The following is an 18268-nucleotide window of genomic DNA, read 5'->3' on the forward strand; positions in this document are numbered from 1 at the left end:
TCCCGAAGCCATTTTCGCTACACTGGAACGCGTGACTGGCGTTAGGTGGGTAACCACCAGGGAGCTAATTGTGCGAGCCGCGCGCCTGGGTTTGCACACCACCCGCCTTGGGAACAGGGCACCTACGGAAGGAACAGCGTGAGCGCACGCATTCTCGACGGCAAGGCCACCGCGGCCGCCATCAAGCAGGAACTGGCCGAACGCGTTGCCAAGCTCAAGGCTGCCGGGCACACCACCGGACTGGGCACCATCCTGGTTGGCAACGACCCGGGCTCGGCTTGGTACGTCGGCGGCAAGCACAAGGACTGCGCCGAAGTGGGCATCGAGTCGATCCGCGTGGACCTGCCCGAGGAAACCACCCAGGATGAGCTGCTGGCCAAGGTGCGCGAACTGAACGAGAACCCGGACTGCACCGGCTACATCGTGCAGTTGCCGCTTCCCAAGCACATCGACCAGGACGTGATCCTGGAAGCCATGGACCCGGCCAAGGACGCCGACGGGCTGCACCCGATGAACCTGGGCCGCCTGGTCGCCAACGTCAACCGCCCGATGAGCTCCCCGCTGCCATGCACCCCGCTGGGCTGCGTCGACCTGCTGGCCCGCCACGATATCGACCTGAACGGCAAGCACGTGCTGGTCCTGGGCCGCGGCGTGACCATCGGCCGCCCGGTCGGCCTGCTGCTGACCCGCCGCGATGTGAACGCGACAGTCACCCTGGCGCACACCGGCACCACCAACCTCCCCGAGCTGCTGGCCCAGGCCGATGTGGTCATCGCTGCCGCCGGCGTGCCTCACATCATCAAGGCCGAGGCCATCAAGCCTGGCGCGATCGTGCTGGACGTGGGCGTCTCCCGCGTGGATGGCAAGGTCACCGGCGACGTCGATCCAGCCGCTGCCGAGGTGGCTTCGTGGATCTCGCCCAACCCGGGCGGCGTAGGCCCGATGACCCGCGCGATGCTGCTGAACAACGTGGTGGAAGCCGCCGAGCGCAACGCAGCGAAGTAAACGCGAAAACCGGCAGCCCGCCATTGGCGGGCTGCCGGTTTTTTGATCCCTACAGTGCGTCCTGGGGCACGGGCTGCGCAGCGCTGCGCTTGTCGAAGACCAGCGCGCCGACTTCCTGCTCGGCCTGGTTGCCGATGCCCAAGTCGATGCCGCTGCGATCACGCACCATGCTGACCGCCGCCAGCGATACCGCGGTGAGCGCGAACAGGTACCAGCCGACCGCCGTGGTCCCGCCGGTGGCCTGCACCAGCGCGGTGGCGATCATCGGGGCGAACGCCCCGCCCAGGATCGCGCCGAAAGCGTAGGAAATGGAAACCCCGGAGAAGCGCACCGAGGCCGGGAACAGCTCGGAGTACAGTGCCGCCTGCGGCCCGTACGAGAAGCCTAAACCGATGGCGAACAGTGCGAACGCCACGTACAGCAGCGGCAGGCTAGCGGTGTTGACCAGCCAGAACAGCGGGAAGATGCACAGCAGCTGGCTGATGAAGCCGATCTGGTAGGTTCGCTTGCGCCCGATCCTGTCGGCCACGACCCCGGAGAGCAGGGTGAAGGCGAACCACATGACCGCGCCGAAGGACACCGCCAGCAGCACTTCGGTGCGGGTGAAGCCTACCGGCCCCGCAGGATCCGTCATGTAGGCCTGCAGGAATCCGCCGGTGGTCATGTAGCCGGCGGCATTGTTGCCAGCGAAAATCAACGCGGCAATCAGCACCAGCAGCCAGTGCTTCTTGAACAGCACCACGATCGGCACGCGGGTCTGCGCCTTCTTCTGCGCGATCTCCTCGAATACCGGGGACTCGTCCACCGAGCGGCGGATGAAGTAGCCGACCACGATCAGCACGAAGCTGAGCAGGAACGGCACGCGCCAGCCCCAGGCCAGGAACTGCTCGCCGGGGGAGATCACGCCGGTCATCAGCGCCATCATTCCCGAAGCCAGCAGCATGCCCAGCGGCACGCCGAGCTGCGGGTAGGCGCCGGCCCGGGCCCGGCGGCCCTTCGGGGCGTGCTCCACGGCCATCAGCACCGCGCCGCCCCATTCGCCGCCGGCGGAGATGCCCTGGATGATGCGCAAGAGCAGCAGCAGGATCGGGGCCAGCACGCCCGCTGTCGCATAGGTGGGCAGCACGCCGATCAGCGTGGTGGAGGCGCCCATGAGCGCCAGGGTCAGCACCAGCATGGCGCGCCGGCCGATCTTGTCCCCGTAGTGCCCGGCCAAAAACGCGCCCAGCGGGCGGAAGAGGAAGGAAATGCCGACGCTGGCGAAGGAGAGCAGCAGGCCGATCTGCGCGCCGGCCGGTTCGAAGAACAAGTGGGCGAAGATCAGCCCCGCCGCGGTGGCGTAGATGAAGAAGTCGTACCACTCGATGGTGGTGCCGATGACGGTGGCGAAGGCGACGCGCCGCTGGCTGGTGCCGGGGCGTGTAGTGGGTGTGCTCATGTGCTGACCTCATTGGGGTAGTAGTGGGGGTGCTAGGCCGCGACTGGTGCGGCGTTGGCCAGTTCCTTCAGGGATGCTCCAGCGAGCATGGCTTCGGTAATGCTCTTCCCGCGGGCCAGCAGCTTGCGGGCGGCCGCGTGGTCGGCGGGCCGGTTAATGGATTCCACCGCAACCAGCTGCCCGTCGCGCAGCTGGGCGATGGAGAACTTTCCGCTGCCCGGCTCGCCCAGCAGCATGCTGCTGTCGGTGGGCTGGGCCAGCCCGGCGATCTGCAGCCGGTGGCGGCCCTGGATGCTCCAGAACCAGGCAACCTCCGAGTACAACGTGGGCTCGCCGCACAGGGTGCGGGCCAGGCTGCGCGCCTGGTCCGCGGCGTTCTGCACCGATTCCAGGCGCACCCGCGTGCCGTCGCTGTCGACATTGGCGCAGTCGCCCACGGCGTAGACGCGCTCATCGGTGGTGCGCAGCGCGGCATCCACCAGGATGCCGTTCTCGCACATCAGCCCGGATGCTTCGGCCAGCTCCACATTGGGCATCACGCCGATGCCGTAGACCACCAGGTCCGCCCGGTAGCTTCCCCCGGCAGTGGAGTGTACTTGCAGGTCCCCGTGCGCGTCGATGGACTGCACTCCTTCGCCCACACGCAGGTCGATGCCGTCGCCGCGATGGGCCTGGGCGAACCAGTCGGAGAGCTGGCGGGAGACCGAACGGTTCAGCACCCGGGGCGCTGAGTGCAGCACCGTGACCTCGATCCCGCGGGCCCGGGCGGCGGCCGCGAACTCCAGGCCGATGAAGCCGGCACCGGCCACGACGACCCGCTGCGCGCCGTCCAGCTGCTGGCGCAGGTTTTCCGCGTCCTGCAGCGTGCGCAGCCCGACGACCCGCGGGTCCTCGGCTCCGGAACAGTCCAGCGCCCGGTTGCGTGCGCCGGTGGCGAAGACCAGCCGGTCGTAGCCGCGTTGCTGTCCGTCGGACAGGGCCACGGTGCGTGCGGCGCGGTCAACCGCGGTGGCGCGCGCACCGGTCAGCAGCTCGATGCGCTGCTGGGCGTAGAAGTCCTCCGAGCGCAGCGGCAGCACCTCGGGTTCCTGGGCGGATGCCACGAAGTCCTTGGACAGCGGAGGGCGCTGGTAGGGCTGCTGCGTGCCCTGGTCAACCAAGGTGATGGCGCCGGCATGGCCGTGCTCGCGCAGCGTTTCGGCCAGCTGCACGCCGGCGTGGCCGGCGCCGATGATAAGGATGCTCTCGTTCATTTCAGACCTGTTCGGAGGGTACGGCCACGCGGATGGACTGCAGTGCGCCGCCCAGGGAAACCTGGCAGCCCAGCCGGCTGTTCTCGGTGCGCTCTGCAGTGGTGCAGTCGAGCATTTCGTCTTCGTCTTCCGAGGGTTCTGGAAGACCAGCTGCATCCTCGGGGTTCACGTAGACGTGGCAGGTGGCGCACATGGCCTGGCCGCCGCATTCGCCGACGATCCCGGCGATGCCGTTGGTGACGGCGGCGCGCATGATGTTGCCGCCTTCGGCGACCTCGATATCGGTCGCGGTGCCGTTGGGCTGTTCAAAGGTGATGGTAGGCATGGAAGGCTCCTTGTATTAGGCGTCCCAGAGGACGGGCATTTTGGTCATGCCGCGGAAGACCCAGCCGGCATCGATGCTGGCGGTGGACGGATCCAGCCGCAGGTTGGGAAGCTTCTCGAAGACCGCCGGCAGGGCGACCTGGGCCACCTGGGCCCGGGCGATCCAGGTGCCGGCGCAGAAGTGCACGCCGCCGCCGAAGGCCAGGTGCGGCTTCTTCTCGCGGAAGATGTTGAACGTTTCGGGGTCCTCGAAGACCTCCGGGTCGCGGTTGGCAGCTCCGAGCACCACGCCGAGGCGCGCACCGTCCGGCAGCCGCACGCCCTCGAGCACCACCTCCTGCGTGGTTTCCCGCGGGTACATGCCGATCGGGGCGACCCAGCGCACCGATTCCTCGAAGGCCTTGGGGAGCAAGGCCGGGTCCTGGCGTACCGCCTGCAGCTGCTCCGGGTTCTGAAGCAGCGCCCAGACGGTGGTGGCCAGCACGTCGCGCGGCTCGTTCAGCCCGCCGCCGATGGTCATCTTCAGGTTGGCGCGGATGGCCTCCAGCGGGATCGGCATGGAAGCCAGGTTGGAAAGCAGCGAGTGGTCCGGGTTCTTCGCCAGGTATGGCAGCATCTGATCGATGGCGGCATCGACTTCCGCGGAGGAAGCGGCTGCCTTGGCCCAGACCTCGGGGTCATCGGCGTAGTTGCCGGTGCCGTCGATCATGGTCTGGCTCCAGCGCTGCATGTCCTGCTGGGTGGCATTGTGGAAGCCGCAAATCAGCCGCAGGTTCTCCGCGGTGTAGGGGGCGGCATAGTCCCAGACGAAGTCCGCGCCCGGGCCCTTGGCGAGCAGCTCGCCCAGGTACTTCTCGTTGTTTTGCGCGAAGATCCCGTTCCAGTGCTTCTTGATGGTGCCCGGGCGCAGGGTCGCACCGTAGGAGTCGCGATCCACCTGGTGCTCCGGGTTGTCCTTGCGCAGCATGGAGTGGCCCATGGACCGCTTCATCAGCGAGTTGCGCTCGTTGGCCGAGAAGCGGGCCTCGTCCTGCTCGATCTCGTGGCAGGCGGCGTAGGAGGTCACCATGTAGCGGTTCACTGCCGGCACCCAATGCAGCGGGGCTTCGGCGCGCAGGCGCTGGTAGACCGGGAACGGATTGCGGTACAGGTCCTCGATTTTCACCCAATCGGCGACCGGGGCCTCGCGGACCGCGGACTCGGTGCCGGCGTGCACTGGCACGGTGTCGGGGGTGGCCTGTGCGCCGGTGAAGGGGCAGGTCGCTGGGGCGGTGCTCATGCTGTCTCCTTAGTGGTTCCTTGTTCATTCCCTAGTGTGAGGCAGGCCATAACCACGGGTAAAATGGTTATATTCGAGGAATATTCACTGAGTAAGCGAGGAATAGTGCCGAAATTTACGCTGCGCCAGCTCGAATGCCTGGCCGCCGTAGGGCACCTGGGCTCCATTACCGCCGCCGCGCAGTCGCTGAATCTCTCAGCCTCCGCGGTGACCGGCGGGCTCAATGAGCTTGAACGCGTGCTGAACACGCAGCTGACCATTAGGCGCAAGGCCCACGGCGTGAGCCTGACCCCGGCCGGGCGCTACGTGCTGGACGAGGCGCAGGGAATCCTGCAGGCCTCCGGGGATCTGGAGCAGATGGCCAGCGGTGCCGGCGAAGTGCTGGCCGGGAAGGTGCGTGTGGGCTGCTACTCCTCGCTGGCGCCCACGGTGCTTCCCGAGCTGCTGGCCGAATACGGGCAGCGCTACGCGCAGGTGGAGGTCGACTTCTTCGCCGGCACGCAGCAGGAGATCTTCCAGATGCTGACCGCCGGGACATTGGATCTTGCCTTCGTCTACGACTTCGGCCTGCCCGAAGGCATCGAGCGAACCGAACTGTTCCGCACCGAACCCTATGTGCTACTGCCCGCGGGGCACCCGCTGGCCGACGAACCGAAGGTGCCGCTGGTGCGGCTGGCCGGCGAGCCGATGATCCTGCTGGATGTCCCGCCGAGCCGGGAGCACACGCAGAACCTGTTCGAATCCGCCGGGGTCGATCCGTGGATCCGCTACCGCACCGCAGACTTCGAGGTCACCCGCTCCATGGTGGCCCGGGGGCTGGGCTACGCGGTGCTGGTCCAGCGCCCTGCCGCAGATGTCTCCTACGAGGGCCTGGACCTGGTGGTGCGCCCGATCCACCCGGTGGCCCGCACGGTGCGCATTGCACTGGCCCGCCCGCGCGCGGTCGCCCCGTCCAAGGCGGCCACCGCAATGCATGATCTGGCGCTGGAACTGCATTAGGCCCCGGTCTACTCCCGGGGGAGCAGCAGGCTACTCCCGCCGGCCGATGCCGCAAGGCCAGCGCCCGGAGTATCCTCGGTGCATGAGCACCCGTCGACGCCCGCCGCTGGCCATCCTGCCCGTCGCGGTGGCGGTGATCCAGCTCGCCGGCACGGGCGCCATCGCCGCGCACCAGGGCAGGAGCCTGCCGCCGGCGGCGTTTCTGCTGCTGCTGGCCGGCCCGGCCTTGCTGCTGCTGCGCCGCCGGGCTCCGGGCCCCATGGCCGCCGGCGCCGCAGCCATCGCGCTGGCCTACCTGGCCGCCGGGTTCCCGTTCGGACCGTTCCTGCTCAGCTTGCTGGCCGCCCTGGTTATTGCTGTGGTGTCCGGCGCCCGCTGGTGGGCGTGGGGTGCTGCTGTCGTATTCGGTGTTGGGGCCTGGCTGCTGGCCGCGCAGCATGCCGAACAGCGGATCTACCTGCTGCTGGCCTGGATGGCGGTGCTTCTGCTCATCGGCGAACTCGCCAGGGCCGGGCGCAACCGCCGCGAGGACTGGCGCAAGGCCGAGGCCGAACGCCGCAGGCACGAACGCGACGAGGAACGGCTGGTGCTTGCCCGCGACATCCACGACGTGGTGGCCCACTCGCTGTCCATGATCAACGTGCAGGCCTCGGTGGCGCTGCACCTGGCGGTCAAGGACCCCGACCCGGACCAGCTCATCGAGGCGCTGGGCAACATCAAGTCCGGTTCCGCCCATGCGCTCGCCGAAGTGCGCGAGGTACTCTCGGTGCTGCGCCACGATGCGCCGCGGATCCCCAGCCAGCGCATCGCGCAACTGCCGGAACTGGTGTCCCGCGTGTCCTCCGGCGAACTGTCGGTGCGGTACGACCCGCCAGCGAACCTGCCGGGCTGGCTCGATGAGCGCGTGGAGAACACCATCTACCGCGTGGTCCAGGAATCGCTGACCAACATCGTCCGCCACGCACACGCCACCCGGGCAGCCATCACCTTCACCGCGGACGACGCGCAAGCAGAAGTATCCATCGCCGATGACGGCATCGGCCTGGCCGCTGCCGAGGAAGGCAACGGCCTGCGAGGACTGCGCGAACGCGTGCAGCAGCTGGGCGGAACAGTTTCCCTCGGCCCGGGGAACTTGCCCGGGGCGCACCGGCCCGGCACCGCAATCACCGTGCACATCCCCGCACCCCGAGAGGAATCATGAGCCAGCCGCAAACGCCGCAGCAGATCGGCGTGATCATTGTCGATGACCAGTCGCTGATCCGCGCCGGATTCAGCGCGCTGCTGTCCGCAGAAGAGGACATGGCGGTGCTCGGCACCGCCGGCAGCGGCACCGAAGCGGTGCAGCTTGCCCGCGAGGCAAAACCGGACATCGTGCTGATGGATATCCGCATGCCCCACGGGGACGGGATCGCCGCGGCCGCCGCCATCACCGCAGATCCTGCGCTGGCTGCCACCCGGGTGATCATGCTGACCACCTTCGAACTCGATGACTACATCATCGATTCGATCCGGGCCGGCGCCAGCGGGTTCCTGGTCAAGGACACCGAACCGGCGCAGCTGATCGAGGCCGTGCGCGTGGTGGCCGGCGGGGATTCGCTGCTCTCGCCCTCGGTGACCCGCAAGCTGCTGGCCCAGGTCGCCTCCGGCACCCCGCAGGCCACGCTGCCCCAAGCCCACCGGCTGGCGGAGCTGACCGCGCGCGAACGCGAGGTGCTGGTGCACATCGGCCTGGGCAAGACCAACGCGGAAATCGCCCAGGCCTTGTTCATCACCCCGCTCACGGCGAAAACCCACGTCTCGCGGATCATCGGCAAGCTGGCGGTGCGCGACCGAACCTCGCTGGTGGTCCTCGCCTACGAGTCGGGGCTGCTCACCCCCGGGTCACCCAGGGAGTAGGAGCATGCGCCAAAACGCCTGCCCGGGGAGTACGGCAAGTGGCTTCCGCAGGCCGACGCGCAGATCCTTGCCCAGCGGGAAAGTGGAGTCATGGGGCAGCAAGGCCCCGAAAGACGCAAGGAGCAATCATGAATACCGCACTGATCCTCTCGGCACTGCCAGCGCATTACGGGCACGGCCCGGGCTGGTTCATCCTGATCCCGATCTTCTGGATCCTGCTGATTGGCTTGATCATCTTCGCAGCACGCCGCCGGCACTGGCAGCAGGCGCCGGCCGGGGCCGAATCGGTGCTGCGCGAGCGCTACGCCCGCGGCGAGATCGACGAAACCGAGTACCGCCAGCGCCTGGAAGTCTTGCGCACCAAGCTGAAGTAGTGGAATACGCAAAAATGGCCCGTTCCGAAGCGGAACGGGCCATTTGCGTGGAGCCTAGGCGTCCTGGGTGGACTTCACGGCTTCAGCACGGCGCTTGTCGAAGACCAGCGCCCCCACTTCCTGCTCGGCCTGGTTGCGGAAGGACAAATCGATGCCCGAACGGTCGCGGATCATGCTCACCGCGGTGAATGAAATCGCGACGACGATCAGCAGGTAGACGGCTACCGCGGTGGTGCCGCCGGTCGCCTGCACCAGCGCCTGGGCGATGGTCGGGGCGAACGCGCCGCCGACGATCGCGCCGATCGCGTAGGAGATCGATACGCCCGAGAAGCGTACCGAAGCCGGGAACAGCTCCGAGTACAGTGCCGCCTGCGGACCGTAGGTCAGCCCCAGCCCGATGGAGAACAGGCCGAAGGCCGCATACAGCAGGACCAGCGAGCCCGAGTTCACCAGCGCGAAGACCGGGAAAAGTGAAGCGGCAAGGATGATGAAGCCCAGCTGGTAGGTGCGCTTGCGCCCGATCCTGTCGGCGAGGAAACCGGCCACCAGGGTCATGACCAGCCACACGGCGGCGCCGAAGGCCACGGCGATGAGCACGTCGGTGCGCTCCAGCCCGACCGGCCCCTCGGGGTTCGTGGTGTAGGCCTGGAAGAAGCCGCCGGTGGTCATGTAGCCAGCGGCGTTGTTGCCGGCGAAGACCAGGGCCGCGATGATGACCAGCGGCCAGTGCTTCTTGAACAGCACCAGGATCGGCACGGCGGTCTGCGCCTTGTGCTCGTTGATTTCCTCGAAGACCGGCGACTCGTCCACCGAACGGCGCACGAAGTAGCCCACGGCGATCAGCACGATCGAGACCAGGAACGGAATGCGCCAGCCCCATGCCAGGAATTCCTCCCCTGGGGAGATGACACCGGTCATCAGCGCCATGGTGCCCGAAGCCAGCAGCATGCCCAGCGGCACGCCGACCTGCGGATAGGACCCGGCCCGGCCGCGGCCTCCCTCGGGTGCGTGCTCCACGGCCATCAGCACCGCGCCGCCCCATTCGCCGCCGGCGGAGATGCCCTGCAGGATGCGCAGCAGCAACAGCAGGATCGGTGCCCAAATGCCCGCGGTCTCGTAGGTCGGCAGCACGCCGATCAGCGTGGTGGAGGCACCCATCAGCGCCAAGGTGAGCACCAGCATGGCACGGCGCCCGATCTTGTCGCCGAAGTGCCCGGCCAGGAACGCACCGAGCGGGCGGAAGAGGAAGGACAAGCCGACCGACGCGAAGGAAATCAGCAGCGCGATGTCCTGGCCGGCTGGCTCGAAGAACAGCTGGCTGAAGACCAGGCCCGCCGCGGTGGCGTAGATGAAGAAGTCGTACCACTCAACGGTGGTGCCGATGACCGTCGCGAACGCTACGCGGCGTTGCGTAGCCTTTCCGGCGTGTGCTGATGAAGTCATGTGTGTTTCCCTTGCGAGCTGCGACCGAGGCGTCGATCACTGGCTAATGAGTTTTGGGTCACTCCAGTGTGGCACCCCTCATAGGTAAGGTAAACTTCAAATATCTGCAATACTTCTGAAGGTCGGCTTATGTATTCGATGCGCCATCTGGAAATCATGGCTGAACTGCCCGTCCACAGCACGCTCGGTTCGGCGGCCAGCGAATTGAGGATCTCGGAATCGGCCTTGTCGCAGGCAATTACCGCCATCGAGAAGCATGCCGGGGAGACCTTGTGCCTGCGGCGCAAGGCCCACGGGATCCGGCTCACCGCCTCGGGGCAGCACTTCGCCGCCATGGCCCGGAAGATCCTTTCCGATGTCGGTGAATTGCGTGCAACATTCCCGCAAACCGAAGGAACATTGCGCGGGCCGGTGCGGTTCGGCTGCTTCGCTTCGCTCTCGCCGCACCTGATCCCGGCCACGCTGGAGGGGTTCGACCACCCCGAGGTGCAGCTCGATGTGCGCGTCGGCACCCACGAGGACTTGCTGCCGGCCCTGCGCGAGGGCGAGATCGACGTTGCTTTCGTCTACGACCTGCAGCTGCCCGCCGATATCGACAAGCAGCAGATCTACCAGACCGAGATGCAGGTGGTGCTGCATCCCGAGCACCGGCTGGCCAACCTCGCCCGGCCGCTGGAATTGGCCGACCTGGTCGACGAATCGCTGATCATCTACGAGTCCGACCCGAGCACCGAGCACCAGCAGCAGCTCTTCGCCTCCCAGGGCCTGCAGCCCAGGATCGCCGCCTCGGTCCCGCAGATGATCCTGGTCTCCGCGATGGTGGGCCGCGGCCTGGGCTACGGGCTGCTCATGCGCCGCCCGAACAATGCCGAGGTCTCCATCGAGGGCCGCCCGCTGGCCTTCCGCGAGCTCAAGGCCCCCAACTACCCGAACGCGGTTGTGGCGATCACGCCCAAGGGGGTCCAGATCCCGGCCCGCGTCCAGGCGCTGATCGACCACTGCACCTGCGCAATGGCTGAGTCCTGGTAGACGCGCACCCCTGGGGCGCGCATAATGGCCACATGATTGGCACGTGGCAGGCCATGGTCATCGACTGCGAGGACCCCGATGCACTGGCCGGATTCTATGAACAGCTCCTCGGGATGGTGCGCATCGACAACGAGCCCGACTGGGTCTCCATTGGCGATGCCCCGGACCATCCTGCGCTCGCCTTCCAAGCGGTCAGCCCGTATGTGGCCCCGCAGTGGCCCGGGCATGTGCACCCGCAGCAGGCGCATATCGACGTGAAGGTCAAGGATCTGGACCTGGCCGAAGAACAGGTGCTGCACCTGGGCGCGAAGGCCACCGGGGAAGGGGCCAGGACCTTCAGGGTCTATCTTGACCCGCAGGACCACCCGTTTTGCCTGGTGAGCTGGTAGCCCCCGCCGCATAGGCGATCTTCGCCGCCTGCAGCCGGGTCGAGACCCCGAGCTTGGCCAGCACCTGGGAGACATGCGTCTTCACGGTGCTCTGCCCGATGCCCAGCCGCGCGGCCAATTGCGGGTTGCTCAGCCCTTCGGCCAGCCCGTCGAGCACTTCGCGTTCCCTGCCGGTCAAGTCATCAGGCAGCACGGCGGTGCCGGGTTCCGGCGCCAGCGCCCGGGCCAGGATCCGCGCGGTAACCTGCGGATCCAGAACGGATTCGCCACGGGCGGCGGCACGCACGCCCATGATGATCGCCTGCGGTTCGGCGCTCTTGAGCAGGAAGCCGTGCGCTCCGGCCTGCAACGCGCCAAAAAGGTACTGGTCGTCATCGAAGGTCGTGAGCACCACGACGCGGCAGGTCCGATGCAGCGCTTTGGTAGCCTCGATGCCATCGAGCAACGGCATGCGCAGGTCCATCAGGATGACGTCGGGGGACAGGGCGCGGGCCATGGAAATGGCCGATCGCCCGTCGGCCGCTTCGCCCACGACTTCCAGATCTTCCGCGGCCTGCAATACCAGCCGGATCCCCATGCGGACGGTGGCATGGTCATCGACGATCAGGACTTTCATGGCTTCTCCGTTGCTTCGGCTGGGCCCGGGAATTCGACGTGCACTGCGAAATCCGTGCCGGTGCGCACCTCGAACCGTCCGTCGAGCGCGGCGACGCGGGTCCGGATATTCTCCAGCCCGGTCCCCGCTCCGGGGGCGCGGCCGGCGTCCTGGCGCAGCCCGTTGCTCGCCGTGATCGCCAGGCCCTTCTCCTGGACCACGCTCAGTTCCAGGGTAGTGCCCGGCGCATGCTTGGCATGGTTGACCAGCAGCTCGCAGACCGTGCGGTGCGCGGCGGTATGCACTGCCGGGCTAAAGCGTTGCGGATGCGCCACCCGGTACTCCCAACGCACCTGGCTGCCGAATCCGGCCACCAGCTCGGGCAGATCCTCGATCCGCGCCTGCAGCGCAGGGCCGCCGGCATGCAGCATCCGCACCATTGCGGCCATGTCCTCCAAGCCGGAAACCGACTCATCGCGGATGCTCTGCAACGGTGCCCGCGCAGCCGGGGGTGCGGCCGGAAGCAGGGCGCCGGAAAGCAGGGCGATCGACGAGAACCGGGCCGAGAGCACGTCATGCATCTCGCGGGCCAACGCGGTGCGCTCCTGGACGCGAGAAAAGTCGTGCTCGGCGACCAGCTGGTCTTCGCGTGCATCGGCCGCCGACTGCACAGCCTGCGCCCGCTGGGCTTCGGCCCGGGCCAGCTCCTTGGCGGTGCGCACATTCTCCGCCCAGAGCATCGGGGTGAAGAGGATGAAGCCGGACATGAACAGGCTCAGCACCACCTCCTGGGGATTGTGGCTGCCCAGCCAGGTGGCGATGGCCAGCGAGATGGCGGCCAAGCACAGCAGCGCCAGCGCCACCGTTCGGGTGCGAACCGAACCGAGCAGGAACAACCCGAATACGCACTCGAAGACCAGGAAGTACCCGCCGATGCTGCCCACGGCCAGCAGGCCGGCGCCGGCGAGCAGCACGACCACCGCGCTGGCTATGAGAAAACGGCGGCGGACCAGCACGGCGGCCAAGCCGATGAGCAGCAGGGGGATCCACTCGTACCCGCGGATCGCGAACCATGGGGGATTGGCCAGTCCCGAAAGATGCAAGATGACGGTTAGCACCAGATAAGTGCCCACGACCTCGGGCTCCTTATCGCCGCTGCCCATCCGCCGAATGAAGTTCATGCTTCCAGCATCCCCGAACTCCATGCCCCCGGGGTATCCCCCTTAAGGAGGAGAAAGCGCAGCCCACTGGCCGATACCGCGAATCGGCGGGGCGCGGAACAGTGGAACCCATGGACATCATGACGAGCAATCCCGAACTTTCCCTGGTCATCCTGGCGCTGATCGACTCGACCAGCATCGGCACCCTGGTCATTCCGCTGTGGCTGCTGCTTAGGGGGCGCCGCGAAGCCATTGCCAAGGTCCTGGCCTACCTGCTGGTAATCGCCGGATTCTATTGGGTCGTCGGGGTGCTGCTGCGCAGCGGGTTGCTGCTCATCGATCCCGGCATCTTCGAGCACCGGTTCTTCCGGCTGGCCGGAATGGCGGTCGGGGCGCTGATGATCATCTGGGCGCTCACCTACCGCACCGATGCGCAGAAGGAAGCCAGCGCACGGAAGCAAGCCATCGCGCATAGAGGCGCGGCACCTGGAACACCGGCACCGAGCCCGGCGGACGCAACCGAACAGGTGCCGCGGCGCTTGCGCAGCCGTCTGGGCACTGCGCTTGATACCCGCACCGGGCTGATGGCCCTGGCCCTGTTCGCGGGCCTCCTGGAACTTCCCACGATGCTTCCCTACCTGGCCGCCGTAGGCGTCATGCAGGGCGCCGGCTGGGGCACCGGCCTGCAGCTGCTCGCGCTGATCGGCTACTGCCTGGTGATGATCGTCCCGGCGTTGGTGCTGGTTGGCGCCCTTGCGCTCGCCGGCCCGCGCATCGAGGCCTGGCTGCAGAAAATGGGGGCCAAGGCCTCGGCCTACGCCCAGGAAACCCTTGGCTGGGTGGTGGGCATCGGCGGATACTTGCTCATTCGCGCATGCCTTTCCGGGCAGGATCTGCACAGCTTGCTCGGCTAGCCACGCTGTGGGCGAAAGGGCACGGTTCCAATTGGCTTGAAGCGGGGTATTGATGCGAGAATTGACGGCATGGAACCTCTAGGCAGCAGCGCGAAGCAGGGCAGGAAAGTCACCCTGAACGCATCAACTTTGGCAATGTCCGTCATGGTCATCGTCCTTCTGGTGGCAGTGGTATTCGCTGCCAACTCCAATGAGATCGTCGGCTGGTTTGTTGTCGTCATCTCCGCCGGTTGGCTGCTGCTGGCCGCATTCATGATGTTCGGCCTCAAGCGAGGCGCTGACAAGATCAACAACTCGCTGCGCGAAGCCACCGCGGCGGCCACGCCGCGCGCCCAGCCCGGCACCGTGGTGGTTGACGAAGCCACCAGCCAGCGCGACATGAAGCTCGATCACTCGTTCAAGATCGTCCAGGTCCAGGCACGCGTGATCGCCGAACAGCGCCAGAGCCGGGGCGAGGATTACGAGGGCATGATCGACCGGGCGCTGGAGACAATCCAGATGACCGCGGCGAATGCGCGGGACATGATCAAGCCGGCCAAGCCGATGGACGGCGAAATCATCGACTAACCGATCCGGGCAACGCGCAAGCGTTGCCCTTTTTCGTTGCCCGTGTTTCGGCGCAAGCCAGATCAGCGCGTAATCGATCGCATAATTTTGTAAGCTGGAATAGTGATACCTACCAGTGTGGAAATTCTCAACAAGGACGCCGGCGCGCTGCGCGTCGCGTCGGTCAACGTCAACGGCATTCGCGCGGCCTACAAGCGCAACATGGCGGACTGGATCGCCGCCCGTGACGTGGACATCCTGTGCCTGCAGGAAGTACGCGCACCGGACAAGATCCTGCGCGACCTGATTGGCGAGGGTTGGCATATTCTGCATGCCGAGGCCAAGGACAAGGGCCGCGCAGGCGTCGCCGTCCTCTCGCGTACCGAGCCGGTAGCCGTGCGCGAGCACATCGGCGAGGACTACTTCGCCGAATCCGGACGCTGGGTCGAAGCGGACTTCGATGTCCACGGCGAGATCTTCACCGTCGTCTCGGCCTACGTCCATTCCGGCGAGCTGGGCACCCAGAAGCAGGATGACAAGTACCGCTTCCTGCAGCGCATGAACGTGCGCCTGGTGGAACTGAAGAACGAGAAGGACCACGTCCTGGTGGTAGGCGATTTGAACGTCGTGCACACCGAAAAGGACATCAAGAACTGGAAGCCGAACCACAACAAGCGCGCCGGCGTCATGGACGAGGAAATCGCCTACTTCGACGGATTCTTCGGCCCTCAGATCGGCTACAAGGATGTGGCTCGCGAGCTGGCCGGCGACGTGCAGGGACCGTACACCTGGTGGTCCTTCCGCGGACAGGCCTTCGACAACGACGCAGGTTGGCGTATCGACTACCACATGGCTACCCCGGCTCTAGCCGCCAAGGCCATCAAGTCCCACGTAGACCGTGCCTCGGCCTACGATTTGCGCTTCTCCGACCACGCACCGCTGGTCGTCGACTACCAGTTCTAGAAGGAATTCTATGGAAACCAACCGTCCCCGCGTCCTCTCCGGCATGCAGCCATCGGGCGATTCGCTGCACCTGGGCAATTACCTGGGCGCGCTGGTCAACTGGGTCAAGACCCAGGATGACCACGACGCGTTCTTCTTCATCCCGGATATGCATGCGATTACCGTGTCGCAGGATCCGGCCGATTTGCGCGCCCGCACCCGCAAGACCGCTGCCCAGTTCATCGCCGGCGGCATCGACCTGGACAAATCCACCTTGTTCGTCCAGTCGCAGGTGCCCGAGCACGCGCAGCTGGCCTGGGTGCTGAACTGCATCACCGGCTTCGGCGAAGCCAGCCGCATGACCCAGTTCAAGGACAAGTCCTCCAAGGGCGGTTCGGACGCCGCCAGCGTCGGCTTGTTCACCTACCCGATCCTGATGGCTGCGGACATCCTGCTCTACCAGCCTGAAGGCGTTCCGGTGGGCGATGACCAGCGCCAGCATGTGGAGCTGGCCCGCGATCTGGCCAAGCGCTTCAACCACCGCTTCGGGCAGACCTTCACCGTTCCAGAGGCCTTCATCCCGAAGGAAGGCGCACGCATCTACGACCTGCAGAACCCGACCTCGAAGATGTCCAAGTCCGCCGAGTCACCTGCGGGCCTGATCAACGTCCTGGATGAGCCGAAGCTGATCGCCAAGCGCATCAAGTCCGCGGTGACCGATGCCGGGTCCGTCGTGGCCTACGACAAGGCCGAGAAGCCAGGGGTTTCGAACCTGCTGGATATCCTGGCCGCGGTGACCGGCAAGCATGTTCCGGAACTGGTCAGCGAATTCGAGGGCAAGATGTACGGGCACCTGAAGGTGGCTGTGGCAGAAGCAGTGGTGGAGCGGCTGACCCCGATCCGCACCCGCACCCTGGAGCTGCTCGATGATCCGGCCGAGCTGGATCGCCTGCTGCTTGCCGGTGCGGTCAAGGCGCGTGAAGTGGCTTCCAAGACCGTTGCCGATGTCTACCAGAAGGTCGGCTTCCTGCCGCCGCTGGGAATCTAAGAGCCAATGGTTTTCGAGTACACCCTGGGCGTTGTGATCCCGGTGCCGCAGCCGCACCGGGAGACCCTGCGCGCGTGGCGCCAGGAATACGGGGGAGAGGCCACCGCGCCGATTGCCCCGCATATCACCTTGGTGTCCGGGTCGTACCTGAATTCCTGGGAGAAGGCGGCGGCCCAGGTGCGCCGGGTAGCAGCCACGGTGGAACCCTTCACCATCCAGCTGGGTCCGGCTCGAACCTTCCGGCCGGCCAGTGACGTGGTTTTCCTGCCGCTGGACACCGGCGCCGATGAATGCTGGGCGCTGCACCGCGCGCTGCTGGGCGATGCGCTGCGGCATGAATCGGCCTTCGCCTACCATCCGCACCTGACCATCGCGCAAAACGTGCCGGCAGCGCAATTGGACGCCGCGCAGGCGGCGCTGGGCGACGCGCAGCTGTCCTTCACCGCCGACCGCATCCAGCTGTTCGATACCCGCGGCGGGGAGTGGAACTTCAGCGAGGACATCGCGCTCGGTTCATAGCGCACCCCGTGCTGCCGCAGGGCAGCACGTTTCTGCCCGCGACGACACACGAATCGGCATTCGGGTGCTCCTGCTCACATAATGGTGGAAGGCGCCGCGACGCAGCCATGGCGCCGGAGAGGCAGGATATGGACGTCCGGCAATTGAGGTATTTCCTGGCGGTCGCCGACCACGAGGGGTTCAGCCGCGCCGCCGAGCACCTGCTCATCGCGCAGCCTTCGCTGTCGCAGACGATCAAGAGCCTCGAGCAGGAGATCGGCTTGCCGCTGTTCCACCGGGTTGGCCGCCGGGTTGTGCTCAGCGAAGCGGGCAAGGAGCTGCTGGGCCCGGCCCGGCTGGTAGTCCGGGACCTGGACGCTGCGCGCTCGGCGATGGCGGAGCTCAAGGGGGTCCACCGCGGCCGGCTGGAGCTGGCGGCCATGCCGTCACCGGCCATCGAGCCGCTGACCACCCTGATCTCCCGGTACACCCAGCAGCATCCGCAAATTTCCGTCAGCACTGCCGCCGCCTTCACCGTTGACGAGGTGGTCAGCTCGGTGCGCTCCGGGAGCAGCGAGATCGGCCTGCTCGGCGCGGAGCAGCCGATTGCCGCCCCCGGGGTGGACGTAGTGCAACTGGAGCGCCAGCCGCTGGTGCTGATCATCAATCCGCTGGCAGATCACTTCGGGCCGGGCGAAACGCTTCAGGGCTGCGACCTCGGCGGCGAGAGCATCATCATCTCGCAGCGCGGCTCGCTCATGCGCTCAGTGGTGGACGACCTGGTAGCCCGCGGCGTGGACCTGCGCATCGTCGCCGAAGTCGCCCACCGCACCTCGATTCTCCCGCTGGTGCTCGCCGGAGTCGGGCATGCCATCCTGCCGATTTCCTGGGCCCCGCTGGCGCGCCGTTCCGGGCTGCGGGTGGCCCTGCTGGAGCCGGTCACGCAGCTGCATGTGGCGATCATCAGCCGGCAGGAGAACCTGACTCCCGCGGCCCAGTCCTTCCTCCGGCTCGCCCAGGAGTATTCAGAAACCCAACCTGGCCAGTGACTATAGGTCGCACCTATCCGGCGTATGCATATTCGGTCTTAGACGCGATGCCTAGGTCCCGGTCTAATGGATACCAAGTTCGCACGT

General features: G+C 66.6%; 20 protein-coding genes and 1 riboswitch. Of the genes, 13 read left to right on the plus strand and 7 right to left on the minus strand.

Translation table 11 applies throughout. From position 1 onward, the window contains the following. Positions 1-21 precede the first annotated feature (21 nt). A riboswitch (ZMP/ZTP riboswitch) is annotated at positions 22-98 on the plus strand. Positions 99-138: 40 nt separating this feature from the next. Beyond that, complete coding sequence (locus tag ACRDT3_RS09450) at positions 139-1005, plus strand: bifunctional methylenetetrahydrofolate dehydrogenase/methenyltetrahydrofolate cyclohydrolase (protein ID WP_431492739.1); 867 nt, start codon at positions 139-141, stop codon at positions 1003-1005. Positions 1006-1054: 49 nt separating this feature from the next. Here the strand turns inward: ACRDT3_RS09450 and ACRDT3_RS09455 are convergent, their stop codons facing one another. The 4 genes from ACRDT3_RS09455 to ACRDT3_RS09470 are packed head-to-tail and all read right to left on the minus strand — an operon-like array spanning position 1055 to position 5299. After that, entirely contained in the window at positions 1055-2443 is a 1389-nt protein-coding gene (locus tag ACRDT3_RS09455; RefSeq protein WP_431492740.1) for an MFS transporter, read from the minus strand. 32 nt (positions 2444-2475) lie between these two features. Next, the gene (locus ACRDT3_RS09460; protein WP_431492741.1) at positions 2476-3696 is read right to left on the minus strand and encodes an NAD(P)/FAD-dependent oxidoreductase; all 1221 of its coding nucleotides are present in this window, start codon (positions 3694-3696) and stop codon (positions 2476-2478) included. 1 nt (position 3697) lies between these two features. Then, on the minus strand, positions 3698-4021 hold the full coding sequence (locus ACRDT3_RS09465; protein ID WP_431492742.1) for a 2Fe-2S iron-sulfur cluster-binding protein: 324 nt from the start codon (positions 4019-4021) through the stop codon (positions 3698-3700). 15 nt (positions 4022-4036) lie between these two features. Then, a complete protein-coding gene (locus ACRDT3_RS09470; RefSeq protein WP_431492743.1) occupies positions 4037-5299 on the minus strand; it encodes a cytochrome P450 in 1263 nt (420 codons plus the stop codon). Positions 5300-5404: 105 nt separating this feature from the next. Here ACRDT3_RS09470 and ACRDT3_RS09475 point away from each other — a divergent pair, with 105 nt between their 5' ends. The 4 genes from ACRDT3_RS09475 (at position 5405) to ACRDT3_RS09490 (ending at position 8568) form a co-directional block, all read left to right on the plus strand. Continuing rightward, entirely contained in the window at positions 5405-6298 is an 894-nt protein-coding gene (locus ACRDT3_RS09475; protein ID WP_431492744.1) for a LysR substrate-binding domain-containing protein, read from the plus strand. A gap of 82 nt (positions 6299-6380) precedes the next feature. Continuing rightward, on the plus strand, positions 6381-7499 hold the full coding sequence (locus tag ACRDT3_RS09480; RefSeq protein WP_431492745.1) for a sensor histidine kinase: 1119 nt from the start codon (positions 6381-6383) through the stop codon (positions 7497-7499). After that, positions 7496-8194: a response regulator gene (locus tag ACRDT3_RS09485; protein ID WP_431492746.1), complete on the plus strand. Its 699-nt coding sequence runs from the start codon at positions 7496-7498 to the stop codon at positions 8192-8194. Before ACRDT3_RS09480 ends, ACRDT3_RS09485 begins: the two co-directional genes overlap by 4 nt. A gap of 128 nt (positions 8195-8322) precedes the next feature. Next, positions 8323-8568: an SHOCT domain-containing protein gene (locus ACRDT3_RS09490; RefSeq protein WP_431492747.1), complete on the plus strand. Its 246-nt coding sequence runs from the start codon at positions 8323-8325 to the stop codon at positions 8566-8568. A 54-nt stretch (positions 8569-8622) separates the two neighbouring features. Here ACRDT3_RS09490 and ACRDT3_RS09495 read toward each other — a convergent pair whose 3' ends face one another. Continuing rightward, positions 8623-10011: an MFS transporter gene (locus tag ACRDT3_RS09495; RefSeq protein WP_431492748.1), complete on the minus strand. Its 1389-nt coding sequence runs from the start codon at positions 10009-10011 to the stop codon at positions 8623-8625. Positions 10012-10140: 129 nt separating this feature from the next. On the opposite strand from ACRDT3_RS09495, the gene ACRDT3_RS09500 reads away from it, so the two are divergent. Together ACRDT3_RS09500 and ACRDT3_RS09505 are read left to right on the plus strand one after the other, a co-directional pair. After that, entirely contained in the window at positions 10141-11040 is a 900-nt protein-coding gene (locus ACRDT3_RS09500) for a LysR family transcriptional regulator (protein WP_431492749.1), read from the plus strand. Positions 11041-11072: 32 nt separating this feature from the next. Continuing rightward, positions 11073-11429 (plus strand): VOC family protein, encoded by a 357-nt coding sequence (locus tag ACRDT3_RS09505; protein ID WP_431492750.1) that lies wholly within the window; start codon positions 11073-11075, stop codon positions 11427-11429. Here the strand turns inward: ACRDT3_RS09505 and ACRDT3_RS09510 are convergent. Both ACRDT3_RS09510 and ACRDT3_RS09515 read right to left on the minus strand, forming a co-directional pair. Next, the gene (locus ACRDT3_RS09510) at positions 11377-12045 is read right to left on the minus strand and encodes a response regulator (protein ID WP_431492751.1); all 669 of its coding nucleotides are present in this window, start codon (positions 12043-12045) and stop codon (positions 11377-11379) included. The genes ACRDT3_RS09505 and ACRDT3_RS09510 overlap by 53 nt on opposite strands. After that, positions 12042-13205, minus strand: a complete 1164-nt coding sequence (locus ACRDT3_RS09515; protein ID WP_431492752.1) for a sensor histidine kinase — start codon at positions 13203-13205, stop codon at positions 12042-12044. Before ACRDT3_RS09515 ends, ACRDT3_RS09510 begins: the two co-directional genes overlap by 4 nt. A gap of 110 nt (positions 13206-13315) precedes the next feature. On the opposite strand from ACRDT3_RS09515, the gene ACRDT3_RS09520 reads away from it, so the two are divergent. The 6 genes from ACRDT3_RS09520 to ACRDT3_RS09545 all read left to right on the plus strand — a co-directional run bounded on the left by ACRDT3_RS09520 (position 13316) and on the right by ACRDT3_RS09545 (position 18181). Further along, positions 13316-14098, plus strand: a complete 783-nt coding sequence (locus tag ACRDT3_RS09520; protein ID WP_431492753.1) for a GAP family protein — start codon at positions 13316-13318, stop codon at positions 14096-14098. Between the two features lie 69 nt (positions 14099-14167). Further along, positions 14168-14665: a hypothetical protein gene (locus tag ACRDT3_RS09525; RefSeq protein WP_105657417.1), complete on the plus strand. Its 498-nt coding sequence runs from the start codon at positions 14168-14170 to the stop codon at positions 14663-14665. Positions 14666-14767: 102 nt separating this feature from the next. Next, on the plus strand, positions 14768-15607 hold the full coding sequence (locus tag ACRDT3_RS09530; RefSeq protein WP_431492754.1) for an exodeoxyribonuclease III: 840 nt from the start codon (positions 14768-14770) through the stop codon (positions 15605-15607). Between the two features lie 10 nt (positions 15608-15617). Beyond that, the gene (trpS, locus tag ACRDT3_RS09535) at positions 15618-16634 is read left to right on the plus strand and encodes a tryptophan--tRNA ligase (protein ID WP_431492755.1); all 1017 of its coding nucleotides are present in this window, start codon (positions 15618-15620) and stop codon (positions 16632-16634) included. 6 nt (positions 16635-16640) lie between these two features. Further along, positions 16641-17153 carry a 2'-5' RNA ligase family protein gene (locus ACRDT3_RS09540; protein ID WP_431492756.1) on the plus strand — a complete coding sequence of 171 codons (513 nt, stop codon included), beginning with the start codon at positions 16641-16643 and terminating at the stop codon, positions 17151-17153. Between the two features lie 128 nt (positions 17154-17281). Then, the gene (locus ACRDT3_RS09545; RefSeq protein ID WP_431492757.1) at positions 17282-18181 is read left to right on the plus strand and encodes a LysR family transcriptional regulator; all 900 of its coding nucleotides are present in this window, start codon (positions 17282-17284) and stop codon (positions 18179-18181) included. Positions 18182-18268: the final 87 nt, after the last annotated feature.

The organism is Glutamicibacter sp. (assembly GCF_050701915.1).
Taxonomy (GTDB): domain Bacteria; phylum Actinomycetota; class Actinomycetes; order Actinomycetales; family Micrococcaceae; genus Glutamicibacter.

Excerpts from the sequence above, each read along its gene's own strand:
- ACRDT3_RS09520 (WP_431492753.1), top strand. The coding sequence starts at position 13,316 with ATGGACATCATGACGAGCAATCCCGAACTTTCCCTGGTCATCCTGGCG.
- ACRDT3_RS09500 (WP_431492749.1), top strand. The coding sequence starts at position 10,141 with ATGTATTCGATGCGCCATCTGGAAATCATGGCTGAACTGCCCGTCCAC.
- ACRDT3_RS09525 (WP_105657417.1), top strand. The coding sequence starts at position 14,168 with ATGGAACCTCTAGGCAGCAGCGCGAAGCAGGGCAGGAAAGTCACCCTG.
- ACRDT3_RS09510 (WP_431492751.1), bottom strand. The coding sequence starts at position 12,045 with ATGAAAGTCCTGATCGTCGATGACCATGCCACCGTCCGCATGGGGATC.
- ACRDT3_RS09490 (WP_431492747.1), top strand. The coding sequence starts at position 8,323 with ATGAATACCGCACTGATCCTCTCGGCACTGCCAGCGCATTACGGGCAC.
- trpS (WP_431492755.1), top strand. The coding sequence starts at position 15,618 with ATGGAAACCAACCGTCCCCGCGTCCTCTCCGGCATGCAGCCATCGGGC.
- ACRDT3_RS09470 (WP_431492743.1), bottom strand. The coding sequence starts at position 5,299 with ATGAGCACCGCCCCAGCGACCTGCCCCTTCACCGGCGCACAGGCCACC.
- ACRDT3_RS09505 (WP_431492750.1), top strand. The coding sequence starts at position 11,073 with ATGATTGGCACGTGGCAGGCCATGGTCATCGACTGCGAGGACCCCGAT.
- ACRDT3_RS09455 (WP_431492740.1), bottom strand. The coding sequence starts at position 2,443 with ATGAGCACACCCACTACACGCCCCGGCACCAGCCAGCGGCGCGTCGCC.
- ACRDT3_RS09540 (WP_431492756.1), top strand. The coding sequence starts at position 16,641 with ATGGTTTTCGAGTACACCCTGGGCGTTGTGATCCCGGTGCCGCAGCCG.
- ACRDT3_RS09515 (WP_431492752.1), bottom strand. The coding sequence starts at position 13,205 with ATGAACTTCATTCGGCGGATGGGCAGCGGCGATAAGGAGCCCGAGGTC.
- ACRDT3_RS09480 (WP_431492745.1), top strand. The coding sequence starts at position 6,381 with ATGAGCACCCGTCGACGCCCGCCGCTGGCCATCCTGCCCGTCGCGGTG.
- ACRDT3_RS09495 (WP_431492748.1), bottom strand. The coding sequence starts at position 10,011 with ATGACTTCATCAGCACACGCCGGAAAGGCTACGCAACGCCGCGTAGCG.
- ACRDT3_RS09545 (WP_431492757.1), top strand. The coding sequence starts at position 17,282 with ATGGACGTCCGGCAATTGAGGTATTTCCTGGCGGTCGCCGACCACGAG.
- ACRDT3_RS09465 (WP_431492742.1), bottom strand. The coding sequence starts at position 4,021 with ATGCCTACCATCACCTTTGAACAGCCCAACGGCACCGCGACCGATATC.
- ACRDT3_RS09485 (WP_431492746.1), top strand. The coding sequence starts at position 7,496 with ATGAGCCAGCCGCAAACGCCGCAGCAGATCGGCGTGATCATTGTCGAT.
- ACRDT3_RS09460 (WP_431492741.1), bottom strand. The coding sequence starts at position 3,696 with ATGAACGAGAGCATCCTTATCATCGGCGCCGGCCACGCCGGCGTGCAG.